The sequence below is a fragment of the Halomonas sp. LBP4 genome (genome assembly GCF_003202205.1).
Taxonomy (GTDB): domain Bacteria; phylum Pseudomonadota; class Gammaproteobacteria; order Pseudomonadales; family Halomonadaceae; genus Halomonas; species Halomonas flagellata.
Map to the genome: position 1 here is coordinate 73,614 of NZ_PDOG01000007.1, position 15,886 is coordinate 89,499.

At 69.0% G+C, this 15,886-nt stretch carries 15 protein-coding genes; 7 read left to right on the top strand and 8 right to left on the bottom strand.

Annotated elements, in window-relative coordinates; genetic code table 11:
* Positions 1 to 10 precede the first annotated feature (10 nt).
* From CR157_RS18860 to CR157_RS18870, 3 genes are all read right to left on the bottom strand, one after another.
* Positions 11 to 1,309, bottom strand: coding sequence for a TRAP transporter large permease (locus tag CR157_RS18860; RefSeq protein WP_110285084.1), 1,299 nt, complete (start codon positions 1,307 to 1,309; stop codon positions 11 to 13).
* Positions 1,310 to 1,325: 16 nt separating this feature from the next.
* Positions 1,326 to 1,877 (bottom strand): TRAP transporter small permease, encoded by a 552-nt coding sequence (locus tag CR157_RS18865; protein ID WP_110285085.1) that lies wholly within the window; start codon positions 1,875 to 1,877, stop codon positions 1,326 to 1,328.
* Between the two features lie 66 nt (positions 1,878 to 1,943).
* Complete coding sequence (locus CR157_RS18870) at positions 1,944 to 2,948, bottom strand: TRAP transporter substrate-binding protein (RefSeq protein ID WP_110285086.1); 1,005 nt, start codon at positions 2,946 to 2,948, stop codon at positions 1,944 to 1,946.
* Positions 2,949 to 3,183: 235 nt separating this feature from the next.
* Here CR157_RS18870 and CR157_RS18875 point away from each other — a divergent pair, with 235 nt between their 5' ends.
* Genes CR157_RS18875 through CR157_RS18885 form a run of 3 tightly spaced genes read left to right on the top strand, consistent with a single transcriptional unit; the run spans position 3,184 to position 5,599 of the window.
* Positions 3,184 to 3,939: a 5-oxoprolinase subunit PxpA gene (locus CR157_RS18875; RefSeq protein ID WP_110285087.1), complete on the top strand. Its 756-nt coding sequence runs from the start codon at positions 3,184 to 3,186 to the stop codon at positions 3,937 to 3,939.
* Positions 3,936 to 4,664 carry a 5-oxoprolinase subunit PxpB gene (pxpB, locus tag CR157_RS18880; RefSeq protein ID WP_110285088.1) on the top strand — a complete coding sequence of 243 codons (729 nt, stop codon included), beginning with the start codon at positions 3,936 to 3,938 and terminating at the stop codon, positions 4,662 to 4,664. The genes CR157_RS18875 and pxpB overlap by 4 nt, the downstream gene beginning before the upstream one ends.
* The gene (locus tag CR157_RS18885) at positions 4,661 to 5,599 is read left to right on the top strand and encodes a biotin-dependent carboxyltransferase family protein (RefSeq protein WP_110285089.1); all 939 of its coding nucleotides are present in this window, start codon (positions 4,661 to 4,663) and stop codon (positions 5,597 to 5,599) included. The genes pxpB and CR157_RS18885 overlap by 4 nt, the downstream gene beginning before the upstream one ends.
* Positions 5,600 to 5,617: 18 nt before the next feature.
* Here CR157_RS18885 and CR157_RS18890 read toward each other — a convergent pair whose 3' ends face one another.
* Both CR157_RS18890 and csiR read right to left on the bottom strand, forming a co-directional pair.
* Positions 5,618 to 5,830, bottom strand: coding sequence for a hypothetical protein (locus tag CR157_RS18890; RefSeq protein WP_110285090.1), 213 nt, complete (start codon positions 5,828 to 5,830; stop codon positions 5,618 to 5,620).
* 169 nt (positions 5,831 to 5,999) lie between these two features.
* The gene (csiR, locus tag CR157_RS18895) at positions 6,000 to 6,686 is read right to left on the bottom strand and encodes a DNA-binding transcriptional regulator CsiR (protein ID WP_110285091.1); all 687 of its coding nucleotides are present in this window, start codon (positions 6,684 to 6,686) and stop codon (positions 6,000 to 6,002) included.
* A 146-nt stretch (positions 6,687 to 6,832) separates the two neighbouring features.
* On the opposite strand from csiR, the gene lhgO reads away from it, so the two are divergent.
* Positions 6,833 to 8,029 carry an L-2-hydroxyglutarate oxidase gene (lhgO, locus tag CR157_RS18900; protein ID WP_110285092.1) on the top strand — a complete coding sequence of 399 codons (1,197 nt, stop codon included), beginning with the start codon at positions 6,833 to 6,835 and terminating at the stop codon, positions 8,027 to 8,029.
* A gap of 24 nt (positions 8,030 to 8,053) precedes the next feature.
* Here the strand turns inward: lhgO and CR157_RS18905 are convergent, their stop codons facing one another.
* On the bottom strand, positions 8,054 to 9,766 hold the full coding sequence (locus CR157_RS18905) for a SulP family inorganic anion transporter (protein ID WP_110285093.1): 1,713 nt from the start codon (positions 9,764 to 9,766) through the stop codon (positions 8,054 to 8,056).
* 266 nt (positions 9,767 to 10,032) lie between these two features.
* Between CR157_RS18905 and CR157_RS18910 the strand changes: the two genes are divergently transcribed.
* Complete coding sequence (locus tag CR157_RS18910) at positions 10,033 to 11,637, top strand: methyl-accepting chemotaxis protein (RefSeq protein ID WP_110285094.1); 1,605 nt, start codon at positions 10,033 to 10,035, stop codon at positions 11,635 to 11,637.
* On the opposite strand, the gene rarD is transcribed toward CR157_RS18910, so the two are convergent.
* Positions 11,607 to 12,494: an EamA family transporter RarD gene (gene rarD / locus CR157_RS18915; RefSeq protein WP_110285095.1), complete on the bottom strand. Its 888-nt coding sequence runs from the start codon at positions 12,492 to 12,494 to the stop codon at positions 11,607 to 11,609. The two genes, CR157_RS18910 and rarD, sit on opposite strands and share 31 nt — an antisense overlap.
* Before the next feature lie 127 nt (positions 12,495 to 12,621).
* On the opposite strand from rarD, the gene CR157_RS18920 reads away from it, so the two are divergent.
* Entirely contained in the window at positions 12,622 to 13,437 is an 816-nt protein-coding gene (locus CR157_RS18920) for an amidohydrolase (protein ID WP_110285096.1), read from the top strand.
* Entirely contained in the window at positions 13,437 to 14,138 is a 702-nt protein-coding gene (locus CR157_RS18925; protein WP_110285097.1) for a pseudouridine synthase, read from the top strand. The genes CR157_RS18920 and CR157_RS18925 overlap by 1 nt, the downstream gene beginning before the upstream one ends.
* 8 nt (positions 14,139 to 14,146) lie before the next feature.
* Here the strand turns inward: CR157_RS18925 and CR157_RS18930 are convergent, their stop codons facing one another.
* On the bottom strand, positions 14,147 to 15,886 hold the full coding sequence (locus CR157_RS18930; protein ID WP_110285098.1) for a GGDEF domain-containing protein: 1,740 nt from the start codon (positions 15,884 to 15,886) through the stop codon (positions 14,147 to 14,149).

A 15,886-nucleotide genomic window follows, 5' to 3' on the forward strand; every position in this document is an offset into this window, starting at 1 on the left:
TCCTTGCGCATCACCGGTTGCCCATGGCGTCCGGTAGCCAGGTGACGATGCCGGGGAAGAGGCTGATCAGCACCACGCCGAGCATCATCAGGAAGAAGAACGGCATGGCCGCCCAGGCGATGGCGAGGATATTGCGGCCGGTCATGCCCTGCAGCACGAAGAGGTTGAAGCCCACCGGCGGGGTGATCTGCGACATCTCCACCACGATCACCAGGTAGATGCCGAACCAGATCAGGTCGATGCCGGCGGCTTCCACCATGGGCAACATGATCGAGGTGGTCAGCACCACCACCGAGATGCCGTCCAGGAAGCAGCCCAGCAGGATGAAGAAGACCGTCAGCGCCGCCAGCAGCATGAAGGGCGAGAGGCCCAGGGTGGCGATCCAGGCCGCGAGCTCCCGGGGCAGGCCGGTGAAGCCCATGGCGGCGGTGAGGAAGCTCGCCCCGGCGAGGATGAAGGCGATCATGGTCGAGGTGCGCACCGCGCCGAGCAGGGCGTCGCGGAACACCGGCCCGGTCATGCAGCCCTGGATCCTGGCCAGCAGCAGCGAGAGCACCACACCCACGGCGGCGGCCTCGGTGGGCGAGGCCAGGCCGGTGTAGATGGAACCGATGACGCCGACGATCAGTGCCAGCATGGGAATCAGCCGGCGGGCCCGGCGCAGCTTCTCGCCGAGCGGCAGGCCGGCCTCGGCGGGTGGTACGCGGTCGGGAAAGCGCCAGGCCCAGAGCATCAGGTAGGCGGCGAACAGCGAGACCAGCAGCAGGCCGGGCAAGATGCCGGCCACGAACAGGCGGGCGATGGACTGGTCGGTGGCCACCCCGAAGACGATCAGGATGATCGACGGCGGGATCAGCAGCCCCAGGGTGGCCGAGCCGGCCAGGGTGCCGATGACCAGGCGCTCGTCGTAGCCGCGGCGGGTGAGCTCGGGGATGGTCATCCTGCCCATGGTGGCGCAGGTGGCCGCCGAGGAGCCGGAGACGGCGGCGAACAGCCCGCAGCCCACCACATTGGTATGCAGCAGCCGCCCGGGGATGCGCTGCATCCAGGGCGACAGGCCGGTGAACATGTCGTCGGCGAGTTTCGAGCGGAACAGGATCTCGCCCATCCAGATGAACATCGGCAGGGCGGTGAGCTCCCAGCTGTAGCTGGAGCCCCAGATGTTAGAGGCCATGACGTCGCCGGTGGGGATAGAGGTGAACTGGGAGAGCCCCAGCCAGCCGAGCCCGAGCAGCGAGAAGGCCACCCAGACACCGCTGCCGAGCAGCAGCAGCAGGGCCGCGAAGAGGATCGTCATCATCAGGAGCATGGTCGGTCTCCGGGGCTCACTCGTGGCCGCTGTCGTCGATGGTGAAGGCCGAAGGCCGGGTAGCGGCGGTACGCAGCGTGGCGAGCCAGGTCTCGAGCAGTGCCAGGCAGAACAGCACCACGCCGGCGAGCATGGCCGACTGGGGGATCCACAGCGGAATGCGCAGCAGGCCGTAGGAGGTCTCGTTGAAGGCGATGCTGTCCTCGAGCAGCCAGTAGAGGTTCCAGGCGAGGTAGAGGCAGAGTGCCAGGGCCACGCTCAGGCAGAAGGCCTCGACGAAGACCCGGGTGGCGGGCGGAAGCCGGCCGATCAGCAGGGTCACGCGGATATGGCCGCCGTGGACGAAGGTGTAGGCCAGCCCGAGGAAGGTGGCGCCGACCAGCAGGAAGCCGGAGATCTCGGCGAGGCCGGGAATGGCCAGGCCGATGCGATCGCCGCCCACCTGGGTGGCGATGAGATCGATGATGCGCCCGAGGATCTGGGCGGTGATCAGGCCGCAGATCAGGCAGAGGCAGGCGGCGGCCAGGTAGCCGCCCAGGTCGTAGAGCGGACGGAGTCGGTAACGCATGGGACTTCACCCTGTGCGAGGGCCGGAGCCCCCCCGGTGGTGGGCACCGGGGTGCTCGGAGCGGAATCAGGGACGGGCGGCTTCGTAGGCCTCGAGGATGGCGGCGCCCTGATCGCCGGCACGCTCGGACCACTCCTCGGTCATGGTCTCGCCGATCTCGGCGAGCAGCTCGGCCAGCTCGGGGGGCGGCTCGCTGACCTCGATGCCGTGCTCGCGCAGCACCGCGAGGGCGTCGTCGGTCTCCTGGCGGCTCATCTCCCAGCCGCGCTCCTCGGCGGCCGCGGCGGCCTCGAGCACCGCCTCCCGCGTGGCCTCGTCGAGGCGCGAGAAGGCCTGCTCGCTGACGATCACCATGTTCTTGGGCAGCCACAGCTGGGCATGGTTGAAGTGGCTCAGGTAGTCCCAGGCCTTGGTATCGGCGCCGGTGGCCGGGGAGGTGACCATGGCATCGACACGCCCGGTGCTGAAGGCGGTGGGAATGTCGGGCACCTCGACCTGGGTGGGCACGGCGCCGACGAGCTGGGCCAGCCGCTCGCTGGCGGTGTTGTAGGCGCGCATGCTGAGGTTGCGCAGGTCATCCGGGCCTTCCACCGCCTGCTGGGTGTAGATGCCCTGGGGCGGCCAGGGCACGGCGAAGAGGATCCGCAGGCCCTGCTGGGCGAGCTCCTCGGCGATGATCTCGCGGGAGGCTTCCCATAGCGCCCAGGCCTCCTCGTAGCTGGCCGCCAGATAGGGCACCGAGTCCACCTCGTAGATCGGGTTCTCGTTGGCCAGCCGCGACATGATCAGCTCGCCGATGGGCACGATGCCGCGACGCACCGAGTTCTTGATCTCGGGATGGCCGATCAGCGAACCGTTGGCGTGCACGGTGATGTCGAGCTCGCCGTCGGTGCGCTCGCGCACGTCGTCGGCGAACTCGCGGATATTCACGGTATGGAAGGTCCGGTCGCCGTAGGGCGTCGGCATGTCCCACTCGGTGGCGGCCTGGGCCGAGACGCTCAGGGTGGTCAGGCCGAGGCTCAGGGCGGCAACCGAAGTCAGGCCGGCCAGCAGCGGTGTCCTGGCAGTCATGGTGAAGTCTCCTTCTGAAATCTTGTTGTCGGCTGAGGAGAGGCAATACCCTCGCGGCACCGCCCCCTCGGGTCCATCCTGAGCATAGTGGCCTTTTCACTCGGGCACGCATGTCGCTAGACCCGCATGCGTGTTACACGTTATATCAATGTTTTTTATCCTAAATGCCTCTGTTTTATTGTCAATTTATCGATAAATCGCTTTCAACGGCTCGACCGCTTGTCAGGAGATCGCCATGCCACGACTGCTGCTCAACGCCGACATGGGAGAGAGCTTCGGCCCCTGGGTGATGGGGCTCGACCACGAGGTGATGCCTTGTGTGGACCTGGCCAACGTCGCCTGCGGCTTCCACGCCTCCGACCCCGACGTGATGCGCCGGACGGTCCGCCTGGCCAGGGAGCACGGCGTCACCGTGGGGGCGCACCCGGCCTACCCGGACCTGGTCGGTTTCGGCCGCCGCTCCCTGGCCTGCTCCGCGGGAGAGGTCGAGAACCTGGTGCTCTACCAGGTCGGCGCCCTGGCCGGTATCGCCCGGGCCGAGGGGCTCGAGGTGGGCTACGTCAAGCCCCATGGGGCGCTCTACAACGACATGGCCCGCGACCCCGGGATCCTCTCGGCGGTGATGCGGGCGGTCCTCGCCTACGATGCCCGGCTGCCGCTGATGGCGATGGCGACCCGCGACACCGCGGCGATGCGCGAGCTGGCCGAACAGCAGGGCGTGACGCTGTGGTTCGAGGCCTTCGCCGACCGCGCCTACGATGGCCAGGGGCGGCTGGTCCCACGTCGCGAGCCGGGGGCGGTGCACCACGACCCGGCGGTGATCGTCGACCAGGCGTGCCGCATCGCCAGCGGGGAAGCGATCACGGCCAGCGACGGCAGCGAGCTGGTGCTGGTGGCGGATACGCTCTGCGTGCATGGCGACAACCCGGAGTCCATCGCCGCGGTGAAGGCGATCCGCGAGGCGCTGGATCGGCTCGAGCCGCCGTCATGACCGGGCAGGTCGCGACGCCGTTGCCCCGCCTCGAGGCCGCCGGCCTGGATGCCTGGCTGATCAGGCTGTTCGATGCCATCGACGAGGCCAACCTGCCCTGGCTCACCGCCCTGACGCGGCAGTGCGAGGCGGCCCTCGGTGCCGACCTGGTGGACCTGGTGCCGTCCTATACCACGCTGCTGGTGGTCTTCGACCCGCTCAAGCTCGATCCCGAGCTGGCCCGGCGTCGCCTCGGGGAGGTGCTCGCCGGACTCACGCCGGATGCCGACACCGTGGGTGGCGAGATCCGCGAGCTGCCCACCTGGTACGACGAGAGCGTCGGGCCGGAGCTTGCCCTGCTGGCCGAGCGCGCCGGCCTGTCGGTGGCGGCGGTGATCGACTGCCATAGCGAGCGGCTCTATCGGGTCTTCGCCCTGGGCTTCGCGCCCGGGTTCGCCTTCATGGGGCTGCTCGACGAGCGGCTCGAGTGCCCGAGGCTGGACACGCCACGTCAGCGGGTACCGCTGGGCAGCGTGGCGGTGGCGGGGCGGCAGACCGCGGTCTATCCGGCGGTCACCCCCGGTGGCTGGAACCTGATCGGGCGTACCTCGGCCCGGCTCTTCGATCGCGGGCGCGAGGGCTTCAGCCTGTTGCGCCTGGGGGACCGGGTGCGTTTCGTGCCCGTCGACCGGGCCGAATTCGAGCGCCAGGGGGGCGACCCCCACCCGATGGAGGCAGAGCGATGACGGCTGCGGTTTCCGGCCTGAGCGTGAGGCGTGCCGGCCCCCTGGCGCTGCTGCAGGATGCCGGCCGCTTCGGGGTGCGCCAGCTGGGAGTGACCCAGGGCGGTCCGGCCGACCCACACGCCTGGGCCTGGGCCAACCGGCTGGTCGGCAACCCCTGGGGGGCCGCGGCGCTGGAGATCACCGTCGGGGGTATCGAGCTGGTCGCCGAGCGCGGCCTGACGGTGGCGGTCGCCGGAGCGGACCTCGGGGCGACCCTCGACGGCGAGGCGCTGCCGGGTTGGCGGCCGGTCGCGATCCGTGAGGGGCAGGTGCTGGCCTTCGCGCAGCCGCTCAATGGCCTGCGCGCCTACCTGGCGGTGGTCGGTGGCTTTCGGGCCGAACCGGTGCTGGGCAGCGTGGCCTGCGTGGTGCGCGAGGGGCTGGGGGGCCATGATGGCCTGGGGCACAAGCTGGCCGCGGGCGACTCGCTGAGGGTCGGAGAGGAGGCCGGCCGGGCGGTGCCGCCGCGAGAGGCGCCGGAGGCCGAGCGCCCCGACTACCGGGGCGCCGCGCGGCTGGCGCTGCTGCCGGGGGCGCAGATCGGGGAGTTCCGCGGGGCGAGCCTGTTCGATGCCTTCAATGCCGCCTGGCGAGTGGACGACCGCGCCGACCGCATGGGGGTGCGCCTGACCGGCCCGCTGCTGCATTGCCGAGTGACCAGCATGATCTCCGAGGGCATCGGCCTGGGCGCGGTCCAGGTGCCGCCCGACGGCCAGCCCATCGCGCTGCTCAACGACCGCCAGACCATCGGCGGCTATCCGCGCCTGGGGGCGCTGACCCCGCTGGCGGCCGGTCGACTCGCCCAGTGCCTGCCGGGTCAGGAGGTGCGCCTGGTGGCGGTGGCCCGCGAACGCGCACTGGCCGACTACCGACGCTTTCGCGCCGCCTTCGCGTGAGTCGTGTGACGCGCGGGCTCAGGCGCCGAGGCCGCTCTCGCGCAGCAATTGATCGATGCTGCGTTCCGCTCGGGCAGCACCGGCGGTCTCCAGCAGCAGCTGGGCCTCGAGGGCCGCCACGCCGTCGTTGACGCAGCGCTCGATCAGCGCGGCCTTGCTCAGCCCGGTCTGCCGGCTGAGGCGCTCGAGGCGGGCTTCGAGATCACGGGAAAATCGCAACAGATGAGGCATGGGTATGTCTCCAGGGGCTGGCGCCGCCTCTCGATGGCGCACCGGGTCTCGTTCTGAGTGTAACACCGCCGGTTGGCCTGGCGGTGCCTGTCGAGCAGTTTCATACTCGGGGGTGACGTGCGTATGACAACCGACGTCGTTGGCAGGCGAGTGACGTCAACCGGTGGCCTCAGGCCAGGCCGCGGCGGTGCATCACCTCGGTGATGATGGGGACGGGGGTCATCAGGTGCTCGCGCATCATCTCGGCGGCGCGATCGGCGTTGCGGGCCAGGATGACCTCCACCAGCGCCGCGTGCTCCTGGCGCTTGCGCTCCAGGGCCTCGTCGGAGAAAACCGTCTCGCGCAGCCAGAGATGCCGATAGCGCTCGACCTGGTTGAACAGGGTCTCGCGCACCTGCAGCAGGTGGGGGGAGTTGCAGCCACCGACGATGGCGGTGTGGAAGTCCTTGTGGCGGGCATCCCAGATGTCCAGCAGCTCGTCGGGACCGTTCACCTCCATCACCTTGGCCAGCGTATGGGCGCGGCCGAGGATGCCGGCCTCCCAGGCGTCGTCGCCACGCTCGATGGCCAGGCGCAGCATCATCGCCTCGATCTGCGCACGGGCATCGTAGAGGTCGGCCAGCTCGGCCAGGGACATCGGCGCCACCCGGTAGCCGCGCTGGCTGATGGCGACCACCAGTCGCTCGGCCACCAGTTGCGAGAGGGCCTCCCGCAGAGGGCCGATGCCCAGGTCGTAGCGCTCCTTGAGCCGGCTCATCAGCAGCTTCTCGCCGGGCTGGAAGGTCCCGCGGATGATGTCGCGCTTGAGCCAGTGATAGGCGCTGATGCCCAGGTTCTGTCGGGGGGAGCTCTCCATGATGTCGCCATTCCTTGATTCGCCTGCCATGATACCCGATTGTCGGTACTCGCGATAATCGTGACCACTTCTTCAGGATAATGGAAACTCGGCGGGATGATGGATATTCTGCCAATATCCCCTGATCCCGAACCTCGAGGTGTGCCGTGTTCGACTTCATCATCATCGGTGGCGGCATCCTCGGCATGTCCACCGCCATGCAACTCGCCGAGGCCTTCCCCGAGCGCCGCCTGCTGCTGCTGGAGAAGGAGGAGGGGCCGGCGCGCCACCAGTCCGGTCACAACAGCGGCGTGATCCATGCCGGGGTCTACTACAGGCCGGGCAGCCTCAAGGCTCGCTTCTGCCGCGAGGGCAACCGTACCACTCGCGAGTTCTGCCAGGCCCACGGCATCGAGCTCGACATCTGCGGCAAGCTGCTGGTGGCTACCAACGACCTCGAGTTGCAGCGCATGGAGGCGCTCTGGGAGCGCATCGCCGCCAACGGCCTGGAGCGCGAATGGCTCGACGCCGAGGCACTGCGCGAGCGGGAACCCCATATCACCGGGCTGGGTGCCATCTTCGTGCCGTCGAGCGGCATCGTTGACTTCGCCCGGGTCACCGAGGCGATGGCGGAGGAGTTCGAGCGCCGCGGCGGGCAGTTGCGCTACGGGCATCGGGTCACCGGCCTGGACGAGCGCCACGGCGAGGTGGTGGTGCATACCTCCCGGGGGGAGTTCAGCGCCCGCTACCTGGTCACCTGCGCCGGCCTGATGGCCGACCGGGTGGTCCGCATGCTGGGCCGGAACCCCGGCTTCACCATCTGTCCCTTCCGGGGCGAGTACTATCGGCTGCCCGCGAAGCTCGATCGCATCGTCAACCACCTGATCTACCCGATTCCCGACCCGGCCATGCCCTTCCTCGGCGTGCACCTGACCCGCATGATCGACGGCGGCGTGACCATCGGCCCCAATGCCGTGCTGGCGCTCAAGCGCGAGGGCTATCACAAGAACGATGTCTCGCTGACCGACATGGCGCGGATGTTCAGCAACCCGGGCATTCTCAAGGCCCTCGGCCGGAGCCTGAGGCCGGGCCTGTCGGAAATGAAGAATTCGCTGTTCAAGCGGAGCTATCTGGAGCAGGTGCGCAAGTATTGCCCGAGCCTGACCCTCGAGGATCTCGAGCCCTGGCCGGCCGGGGTGCGCGCCCAGGCGGTATCCCGCGGCGGCAAGCTCATCGACGACTTCCTGTTCGTCAACACCCGGCGCACCGTCAATGTCTGCAACGCCCCGTCGCCGGCGGCCACGTCGGCGATCCCCATCGGCGCGCATATCGTCGACAAGGTGAAGGAGCAGGCGCGGCTCTAAGGTGGAGACGCTCCGCGGCCGTTTTCACTCCTCCTGCCGGCGCAGCTCGCACCAGGCGGCATAGGTGCTGAGGAAGACCCGCCCGGTGAGGTCGTCGAGGAAGTCGCTGTTCTTCAGCTGGTCCATCACCGGCCCCTTGACCTCGGCCAGGTGCAGGGTGACCCCGGAGTCCTTGAGGCGGGCGTTGATGGCGTCCAGGCTCTCCAGTGCCGAGGCGTCGATGAGGTTGACCGCCGAGCAGATCAGCACCACGTGTTCCAGCTCCGGCCGGCTCGCCACCAGGGCATAGACGGTGTCCTCGAGGTAGCGGGCGTTGGCGAAGTAGAGGCTCTCGTCGATGCGCAGCAGCGCGACATGGCTGGCCGTCTCGGTGTCGTGGCGCTCGATGTTGCGGAAGTGCTCGGTACCCGGGATGCGGCCGACCAGGGCGCTGTGGGGTCGGCTGGTGCGGTAGAGGAAGAGCCCGATGGAGAGCAGCACGCCGGCGACGATCCCGGCCTCCACGCCTTCCACCAGGGTCAGCAGGATGGTCGCCGCCATGGCCGAGAAGTCGCTCTTCGAGTAGCGCCAGGTCTGGCGGATCATGGGGATGTCGACCAGGGTGAGGATCGCCACCGTGATGGTGGCGGCCAGGGTGGCGATGGGCAGGTGATGGAGCAGCGGGGTCAGGGCCAGGGTCACCAGGCCGATGCCGAGGGCCGCGAAGAAGCCGGCCATGGGCGTCTGGGCGCCGGCCTCGAAGTTGATCACGGTACGCGACAGCCCGCCGGTGACCGGCATGCCGGCGGTGAAGGCGGCGGCGAGGTTGGCGCCGCCCAGGCCGATCAGCTCCTGGTTGGGCGAGATGCGCTGGCGCCGCTTGGCGGCGAGCATCTGCGCCATGGAGACCGACTCCACGAAGCCCACCAGGCTGATCAGCAGCGCCGGCACCAGCAGGGTGCGCCACAGCGAGAGATCGAAGCCCGGCAGGGTCAGCGGCGGCAGGCCCCGCGGGATGTCGCCGACCACCGCCACGCCCTTGCTCGCCAGGTCGAGCTGCCAGGTGAGCAGGGTGGTGACCACCACGGCGAGGACCGGGCCGGCCTTGGCAAGCAGGGCGGCGATGCCCTCGGGCAGCCCCAGGCGTTGCAGCACCGTCTTGCCTGCATGGCGCACCGCCACCAGGAAGGCCAGGCTGCCGGCAGCGATGGCGAGCGTCGGCCAGTGGGTGCCGGCGAGGTTGCCGGCCAGGCTCAGCCCGAGCTTGGCCACGGTATAGCCGTTGGCCTCGATGCCGAGCAGGTGGGCCGCCTGGCTGGCGGCGATCAGGATGCCCGAGGCGGAGAGGAAGCCGGCGATCACCGGGTGGCTCAGGAAGTTGGTGAAGAAGCCCATCCTCATCAGCCCCATGAGGGTGAGCATGCCGCCCGAGAGCAGCGAGAGGACCAGGGCGGCCTGGAGGTACTCCGGGCTGCCCGGGGTGGCGACCCCGGCCAGGGCGGCGCCGGTCATCAGGGCGATGATCGCCACCGGCCCCACCGCCAGGGTGCTGCTGGTGCCGAGCAGGGTGTAGGCGAGCAGCGGCAGGATGCTGGCATAGAGGCCTACCACCGCGGGCAGGCCGGCGAGGATGGCGTAGGCCAGCGACTGGGGAATCACCATGATGGTGACGATGATGCCGGCGAGCAGGTCGGCACCGCATAGCCGGCGGTTGTAATGGGGCAGCCAGGTGAGGATCGGCAGATAGCGCTTGAGCATCCGGTCTCGTCGTCGTCGAAGGAACACCCGGCCACGCGGGCCGCTGAAAGGCTACCAGACTAAACGATTTTGGGGGCCGGGTTGAGTCTTGGTTGCCCTTGCCCGGGCAGGGAGCGCCAATATCGGCCGATCGGGAGATAGCTTGAGTGCGACCTTGGTGTGTCAGGCCAAAGTGCAGGATAGCCCCGCGCGTCAAGGCGTTATGCTTCATCCTCGAAGAGCGTTCCAATAACGAATCATCCCACTCTGATCGAGTCTTGACCGCGATGCGTATCCTGATGTCTTTGGCCGCCCTGGTGACGGCCGCAGCGGCTCTCCTGCCGCTGTTCTTCCTGAGCGCCGACTGGCCGTTCTATCTCGCCCTGGGGTTTGCCTGGTTGTCCGGTGGGCTGCTGTTCATCACGGGCATGTCGGCCGTGCATGCCGCCGGTGCCGATGCCCTGAAACAGGGCGGGCTGCGCGGCTGGCTGCCGCCGGTGCGCGACTATCTGTCGCTGCGCCGCATGGCCCACGACCTGGTGGAGCGGGCCGGCAGTACGGCCATCGCCTCGGCCGAGGTGTCGCACCACGCCGATCGCATGGACCAGCGCCTGGCGCGTCAGGAGGGGGTGGTGCGCGAGGCCTCCTCGAGCATGAGCGCCATCACCAGCGCCATCGAGCAGGTCGCCAGTGGCACCGCCGAACTGGCCTCGGTGGCCAGCCGCTCCCGGGCCTCCAGCCACGAGAGCCGCGAGGCCCTCGACCGGGTGGTGGTGGACATGCAGGCCCTGGCAGAACGCTCGCGTGAGGCCCTGGGGCTGCTCGCGGCGCTGGAGCAGAAGGCCGACAGCGTGCGCAGCGTGACCTCGCTGATCGAGGAGATCGCCGAGCAGACCAACCTGCTGTCGTTGAACGCCTCCATCGAGGCGGCGCGTGCCGGCGAGCATGGGCGGGGCTTCGCCGTGGTCGCCGGCGAGGTGCGCGAGCTGGCACGGCGGACCGCCGAGGCGACGCGCAGCGTGGAGTCGCTGGTGGGGGACATCGGCGACAGCAGCCACCAGGTGGTGGATACCATCGGCCACCTGATGGGCCGAGTGGGCGATCGTGCCACCGAGATGCAGCAGGTGGGCGAGCAGCTCACGGCGATGACCGGGGACTTCGATCGCGTCGAGGGCGAGATCGCCGGCATCGCCGAGGCGATGGAAGACACCCGCCGCCACAGCCGTCGCGTCGCCGGGACCCTGTCGTCGCTCGAGCGCGAGGTCGACGAGGGCAATCGCGACATGCACGACCTGGCCAGCCAGGCGCGCGCCCTGATGGCGGCGGCCGAGGCCGTGGATGCCTCCCTGGCCCAGCAGCGGCTCGAGGGACGCCACCAGCAGGTGTTCCGGGCGGCGCGGGAGGCCGCCGACCAGCTCGGCCGCTTGCTGGAGAAGGCCGTCGAGCGTGGTGAGCTGACCCTGGCCGCACTGTTCGAGCCCCGCTACGATCCCTTGCCGGACACCCAGCCCCCCAAGTACCGTACCGGCTTCGACGCCTTCACCGACCAGCACCTGCCGGCCATCCAGGAGCCCCTGCTGGAGCGTCTCAGCCTCGCCTACGCCATCAGCTGCGATCGCAACGGCTACGTGCCGACCCACAACCTGAAGGTCAGCCAGCCGCCGACCGGCGACCCCGAGCACGACCTGCAGTTCAGCCGCAGCAAGCGTATCTTCGACGACCCCACCGGACGGCGTTGCGGGGCGCATCAGGACACCCTGCTGCTGCAGACCTACAAGCGCGATACCGGCGAGATCATGCACGACCTCTCGGTGCCGGTGTTCGTCAATGGCCGTCACTGGGGGGGCTTCCGAATCGGCTATCAGCCGGAGCGCCAGGCCGACCAGGAGTAGAGGGCCAGCCCGACCCAGATCAGCAGGAAGGTGCCGAGCTGGACCGGCGAGAGTGGCTCGCGGAACACCAGCAGGGCGATGAAGAACTGGATGCTGGGGTTGAGGTACATCAAAAAGCCCAGGGTGGCCAGGCGCAGCCGGCGCGCCGCACCGGCGAAGGCCAGCAGCGGCAGGGCGGTGACCACGCCGCTGGCGACCAGCAGCAGGGTGACGTCCGTGGCCCCGAGGAAATGGGAGAGGCCGGTCCGGTCGAGCCAGGTCAGGGCCAGGAGCCCCAGCGGCAGCAGCAGCAGGGTCTCGACGAACAGCCCCGAGAGGCCATCCAGCGGCACCTGCTTGCGCAGCAGGCCATAGGTGCCGAAGGAGAGCGCCAGGGCCAGGCTGATCCAGGGCAGCTCGCCGAGCAGTACCAGCTGGATGACGATGGCCAGGGCGGCGAGCCCCACGGCCACGGCCTGCAGCCGGTGCATGACCTCGCGCAGCACCAGCATGCCGAGGGCGACGTTGACCAGCGGGGTCATGAAGTAGCCGAGGCTCGCCTGGAACACCTGGCGGGTCTCCACGGCGTAGATGTAGAGCCCCCAGTTCAGCGCGATCAGCAGGGCACCGCCCAGCACCCGACCCAGCCGATGCGGCTTGCGCAGCGCCTGGCGGATGGGGGACCAGCGGCCGAGCAGGGTGACCAGCCCGACCAGGAAGACGCAGGACCAGATCACCCGATGGATCAGGACCTCGAATGCCGGCACGCCCTCGAACAGCGCGAAGAACAGCGGGAAGCAGCCCCACAGGACGTAGGCGGTCAGCCCGAAGGCAACCCCCTTGCCGGTTTCCTGGGCGGGAGCGGTGGTGGTGGTCATGCAGGCCTCGACGGCAGAAAAGCGCTAACTTAGCAGGCTATTGGCCTGGCTACCATGCCGGCTGACGCCGGGCCGACGCTGGGTTACGCTGATGCCATGCCACTTCACCTGGACGGGAGTCCCCTGCATGAGCGAATTGAGAACCACCCTGGTGCAGTGCGATCTGCGCTGGGAAGATCCCGACGCCAACTGCCGGATGCTGGAAGAAACCCTGGGCGAGCTGGGGGGCGACGACACCGACCTGATCGTGCTGCCGGAGATGTTCGCCACCGGCTTCACCATGAACTCCCGGGAGATGGCCGAGCCCATGGAGGAGAGCGCTACCGTGGCCTGGTTGAAGGACCAGGCATGCGAGCGTGGCTGCGTGGTCACCGGTAGCGTCGCCGTGGTGGAGAACGGCGACTACTTCAACCGGCTGATCTGGGCACGGCCCGATGGCAGCCTGGTGCATTACGACAAGCGCCATCTGTTCCGCATGGCCGGCGAGCACGAGCGCTACGCCATGGGTCACGAACGGGTGATCGTCGAGCTCAAGGGCTTTCGCGTCCTGCTCAGCGTTTGCTACGACCTGCGCTTCCCGGTCTGGCTGCGCCAGCAGCCGGCGCCCGGCGAGCATTTCGAGTATGACCTGCTGCTCTGCGTGGCCAACTGGCCGGCACCGCGGCGTCACCCCTGGCGCATCCTGCTGCAGGCGCGGGCCATCGAGAACCTCTGCCCGGTGATCGGCGTCAACCGGGTCGGCGAGGATGCCAAGGCGCTCGCCTATGCCGGCGACTCCATGCTGGTCGACTTCAAGGGCGAGGCGGTGATCGACGAGCCGAGGGACACGCCCTTCGTGCGGACCGCGAGCCTCGACCGGGGCGAGCTCGACGCCTTCCGCGAGAAGTTCCCCGCCTGGCGCGACGCCGACCACTTCGGCCTCGCCGACGGAGTCGGCTTCTGATGCGGCTGGACCGATTTCTTACCGAGACCACCGCGCTGACCCGCAGCCTGGCCAAGAAGGCGATGCATCGCGAGGAGGTCCGCGTGGATGGCGAGGTGGTCAAGAACCCCGCGACCCAGGTCGACGAACGGAGTGTGGTGACCTGGAACGGCGAGCGCCTGGCGCTGGTGGGGCTGCGCTACGTGATGCTCAACAAGCCGTCGGGAGTCGAGTGCAGTGCTCGCCGGGGGCTCTATCCGCTGGTCAGGGAGCTGATCGACCTGCCCCATGTCGAGCGGCTGCAGACGGTGGGGCGCCTGGATGTGGACACCACCGGCCTGGTGCTGCTCACCGACGACGGCCAGTGGTCCCATCGGGTCACCTCGCCGCGTCGCCGCTGCGCCAAGGTCTACCGGGTGAGCCTGGCCGAACCCCTGGTCGGCGATGCCCTGGCCCACGCGGTGACGCGCTTCGCCGAAGGGATCGAGCTCGAGGGCGAGGAGAAGACCACGCGTCCCGCCGAGCTGGTCATGCGCTCCGCCACCGAGGCCGAGCTGACCCTCCACGAGGGCAAGTACCACCAGGTGAAGCGCATGTTTGCCGCCATCGGCCATCATGTGGAGGCCCTGCACCGGGAGTCGATCGGCCCGCTGGTGCTCGATGAGCGACTGGCGCCCGGGGAGTGGCGTGAACTCACCGAGGCGGAAGTGGCCCAGTTCTGAGCCGGTGTTCACGACACCGCGTAGGTCTCGCTGCGGTCACGCCCGCGGTGCTTGGCGCGATAGAGCGCCTCGTCGGCCAGCCGGGTCAGCGCCAGTGGGTCCTCGGCATGCTCGGGCCAGGCGGCGATGCCGCACGAGAGGGTGATGCCGTCGAGCTCGATACTGCGGTGCCGGAAGCGGCACTCGCGGATGCCGTGCAACAGTCCCCGAATGCGCGCCTCGGCCCTGGCCGCGGTGGCGCCGGGCATGATCACCACGAACTCCTCGCCCCCCAGGCGGCAGACCACATCGGCGTCGCGGAAGTGCTCCCGCAGCAGCTCGCCCACGGCGGCCAGCACCGCATCCCCCGCCTCATGGCCATGGTGGTCGTTGAAGCGCTTGAAGTGATCGATGTCGACCATCACCAGCGCCAGCGGGGTGCCGTGGCGGCGTGCGGCGGCCGCCTCGTGGGTGAGGATCTCGTCGAAGTGACGCCGGTTCTTCAGGCCGGTGAGCGGGTCCTGGTACGAGAACTCCCTGAGCCTCTCCACCATGGCTTCCAGCTCACGGGTCCGGGCGGCGACCTCCTGCTGCAGGTCGCGGTTGAGGCGCCGGATCTCGCGCTGGGTGCGAGCGTAGTCGGCCACCGAGATCGCCACCAGGGCGAGCGAGAAGGCCAGGGCGCCGAGGCTGACGGGGACCCGTTGCCAGGGCAGCAGGCCATGGGCCACCGCCATGTCGGCGACCAGCAGCAGCCCGAAGAGGGCGTAGGCGGCGATGATCACCTTCTGCTCCGACACCAGGGCGCCCCACTGGATGACGATGGCGCCGAACATGATCGTCAGGCTGACCAGCAGCAGGGCATCGAAGGGCGGGTAGGTGCTGGAGAGATCGAGAACGCCAGCCAGCGACAGCCCCAGGGCGACCACGGCATAGAGCAGGTGCCCCTGCCACAGGCGCCGCATCAGCCGCGGGCGAGCGAACCAGTGTTCCAGCAGCAGCGCCATGGCCACCGGCAGCATGAAGTAGGCGCCGGCGGCGAGGGTGTCCCACAGCATCGGGGCCTCGAGCAGCAACTGGCTGGCCTGGCTCTCGGCGAGGATCATCATCCCCGAGGCCAGCGAGAAGAGGCCGATGCCGGCGAAGCTGCGCCGGTTGGCCTGGAGCACGGCGAGGATGAAGGCGAGCAGGGCGATCAGCAGCGAGAAGCCGCTGACCACCAGGGCCTGGGCGGATTGCCCCAGGATGTAGAGGATGAGGTCGGGGCGCTCCATCAGCTTGACCTCGCCCCATAGCCCGATATCGGTGTAGTCGGAGAAGACGCGGAAGTGGAGACGCTGGCCGGCGAACGCCTCCGGCAGTTCGATCATGTGCCAGGGCCAGCCTTCGAAACGTCCTTCACCTCGCTCGTCGAAGTGGCCGTACTGGTAGATGAGCTCCGAGCCCAGGTAGGCCTGCACGATCAGGTCGACGCTGTAGATATAGAGCACCGGATCGCGCCAGTCGCCGTCGGGAAGCGGGATGCGGAACCAGGCATGGTGCCGTCCCTCGCGCCCCGGGGGGTTGGAGGGGAAGGCAATGGGATGCCACTCGGCGGGGGCTTCCTGACGCGTCCAGAGGGGCGTGCCGGCGCCATCGAAGGGGGAGTCGCCCCAGCGGTATTGCCAATCCGTGTCGAGGGGCAGCGTCGACGAATCCGCCTGCAGCGAGGGGCTGGCCAGCAACGAAAGCAGCAGGGCCCAGATCAGGGGGATGAGGGTCGGACGCAT

Excerpts from the sequence above, each read along its gene's own strand:
- CR157_RS18930 (WP_110285098.1), bottom strand. The coding sequence starts at position 15,886 with ATGCGTCCGACCCTCATCCCCCTGATCTGGGCCCTGCTGCTTTCGTTG.
- CR157_RS18885 (WP_110285089.1), top strand. The coding sequence starts at position 4,661 with ATGACGGCTGCGGTTTCCGGCCTGAGCGTGAGGCGTGCCGGCCCCCTG.
- CR157_RS18925 (WP_110285097.1), top strand. The coding sequence starts at position 13,437 with ATGCGGCTGGACCGATTTCTTACCGAGACCACCGCGCTGACCCGCAGC.
- pxpB (WP_110285088.1), top strand. The coding sequence starts at position 3,936 with ATGACCGGGCAGGTCGCGACGCCGTTGCCCCGCCTCGAGGCCGCCGGC.
- CR157_RS18890 (WP_110285090.1), bottom strand. The coding sequence starts at position 5,830 with ATGCCTCATCTGTTGCGATTTTCCCGTGATCTCGAAGCCCGCCTCGAG.
- csiR (WP_110285091.1), bottom strand. The coding sequence starts at position 6,686 with ATGGAGAGCTCCCCCCGACAGAACCTGGGCATCAGCGCCTATCACTGG.
- CR157_RS18905 (WP_110285093.1), bottom strand. The coding sequence starts at position 9,766 with ATGCTCAAGCGCTATCTGCCGATCCTCACCTGGCTGCCCCATTACAAC.
- CR157_RS18920 (WP_110285096.1), top strand. The coding sequence starts at position 12,622 with ATGAGCGAATTGAGAACCACCCTGGTGCAGTGCGATCTGCGCTGGGAA.
- CR157_RS18910 (WP_110285094.1), top strand. The coding sequence starts at position 10,033 with ATGCGTATCCTGATGTCTTTGGCCGCCCTGGTGACGGCCGCAGCGGCT.
- CR157_RS18865 (WP_110285085.1), bottom strand. The coding sequence starts at position 1,877 with ATGCGTTACCGACTCCGTCCGCTCTACGACCTGGGCGGCTACCTGGCC.
- CR157_RS18860 (WP_110285084.1), bottom strand. The coding sequence starts at position 1,309 with ATGCTCCTGATGATGACGATCCTCTTCGCGGCCCTGCTGCTGCTGCTC.
- CR157_RS18875 (WP_110285087.1), top strand. The coding sequence starts at position 3,184 with ATGCCACGACTGCTGCTCAACGCCGACATGGGAGAGAGCTTCGGCCCC.
- rarD (WP_110285095.1), bottom strand. The coding sequence starts at position 12,494 with ATGACCACCACCACCGCTCCCGCCCAGGAAACCGGCAAGGGGGTTGCC.
- CR157_RS18870 (WP_110285086.1), bottom strand. The coding sequence starts at position 2,948 with ATGACTGCCAGGACACCGCTGCTGGCCGGCCTGACTTCGGTTGCCGCC.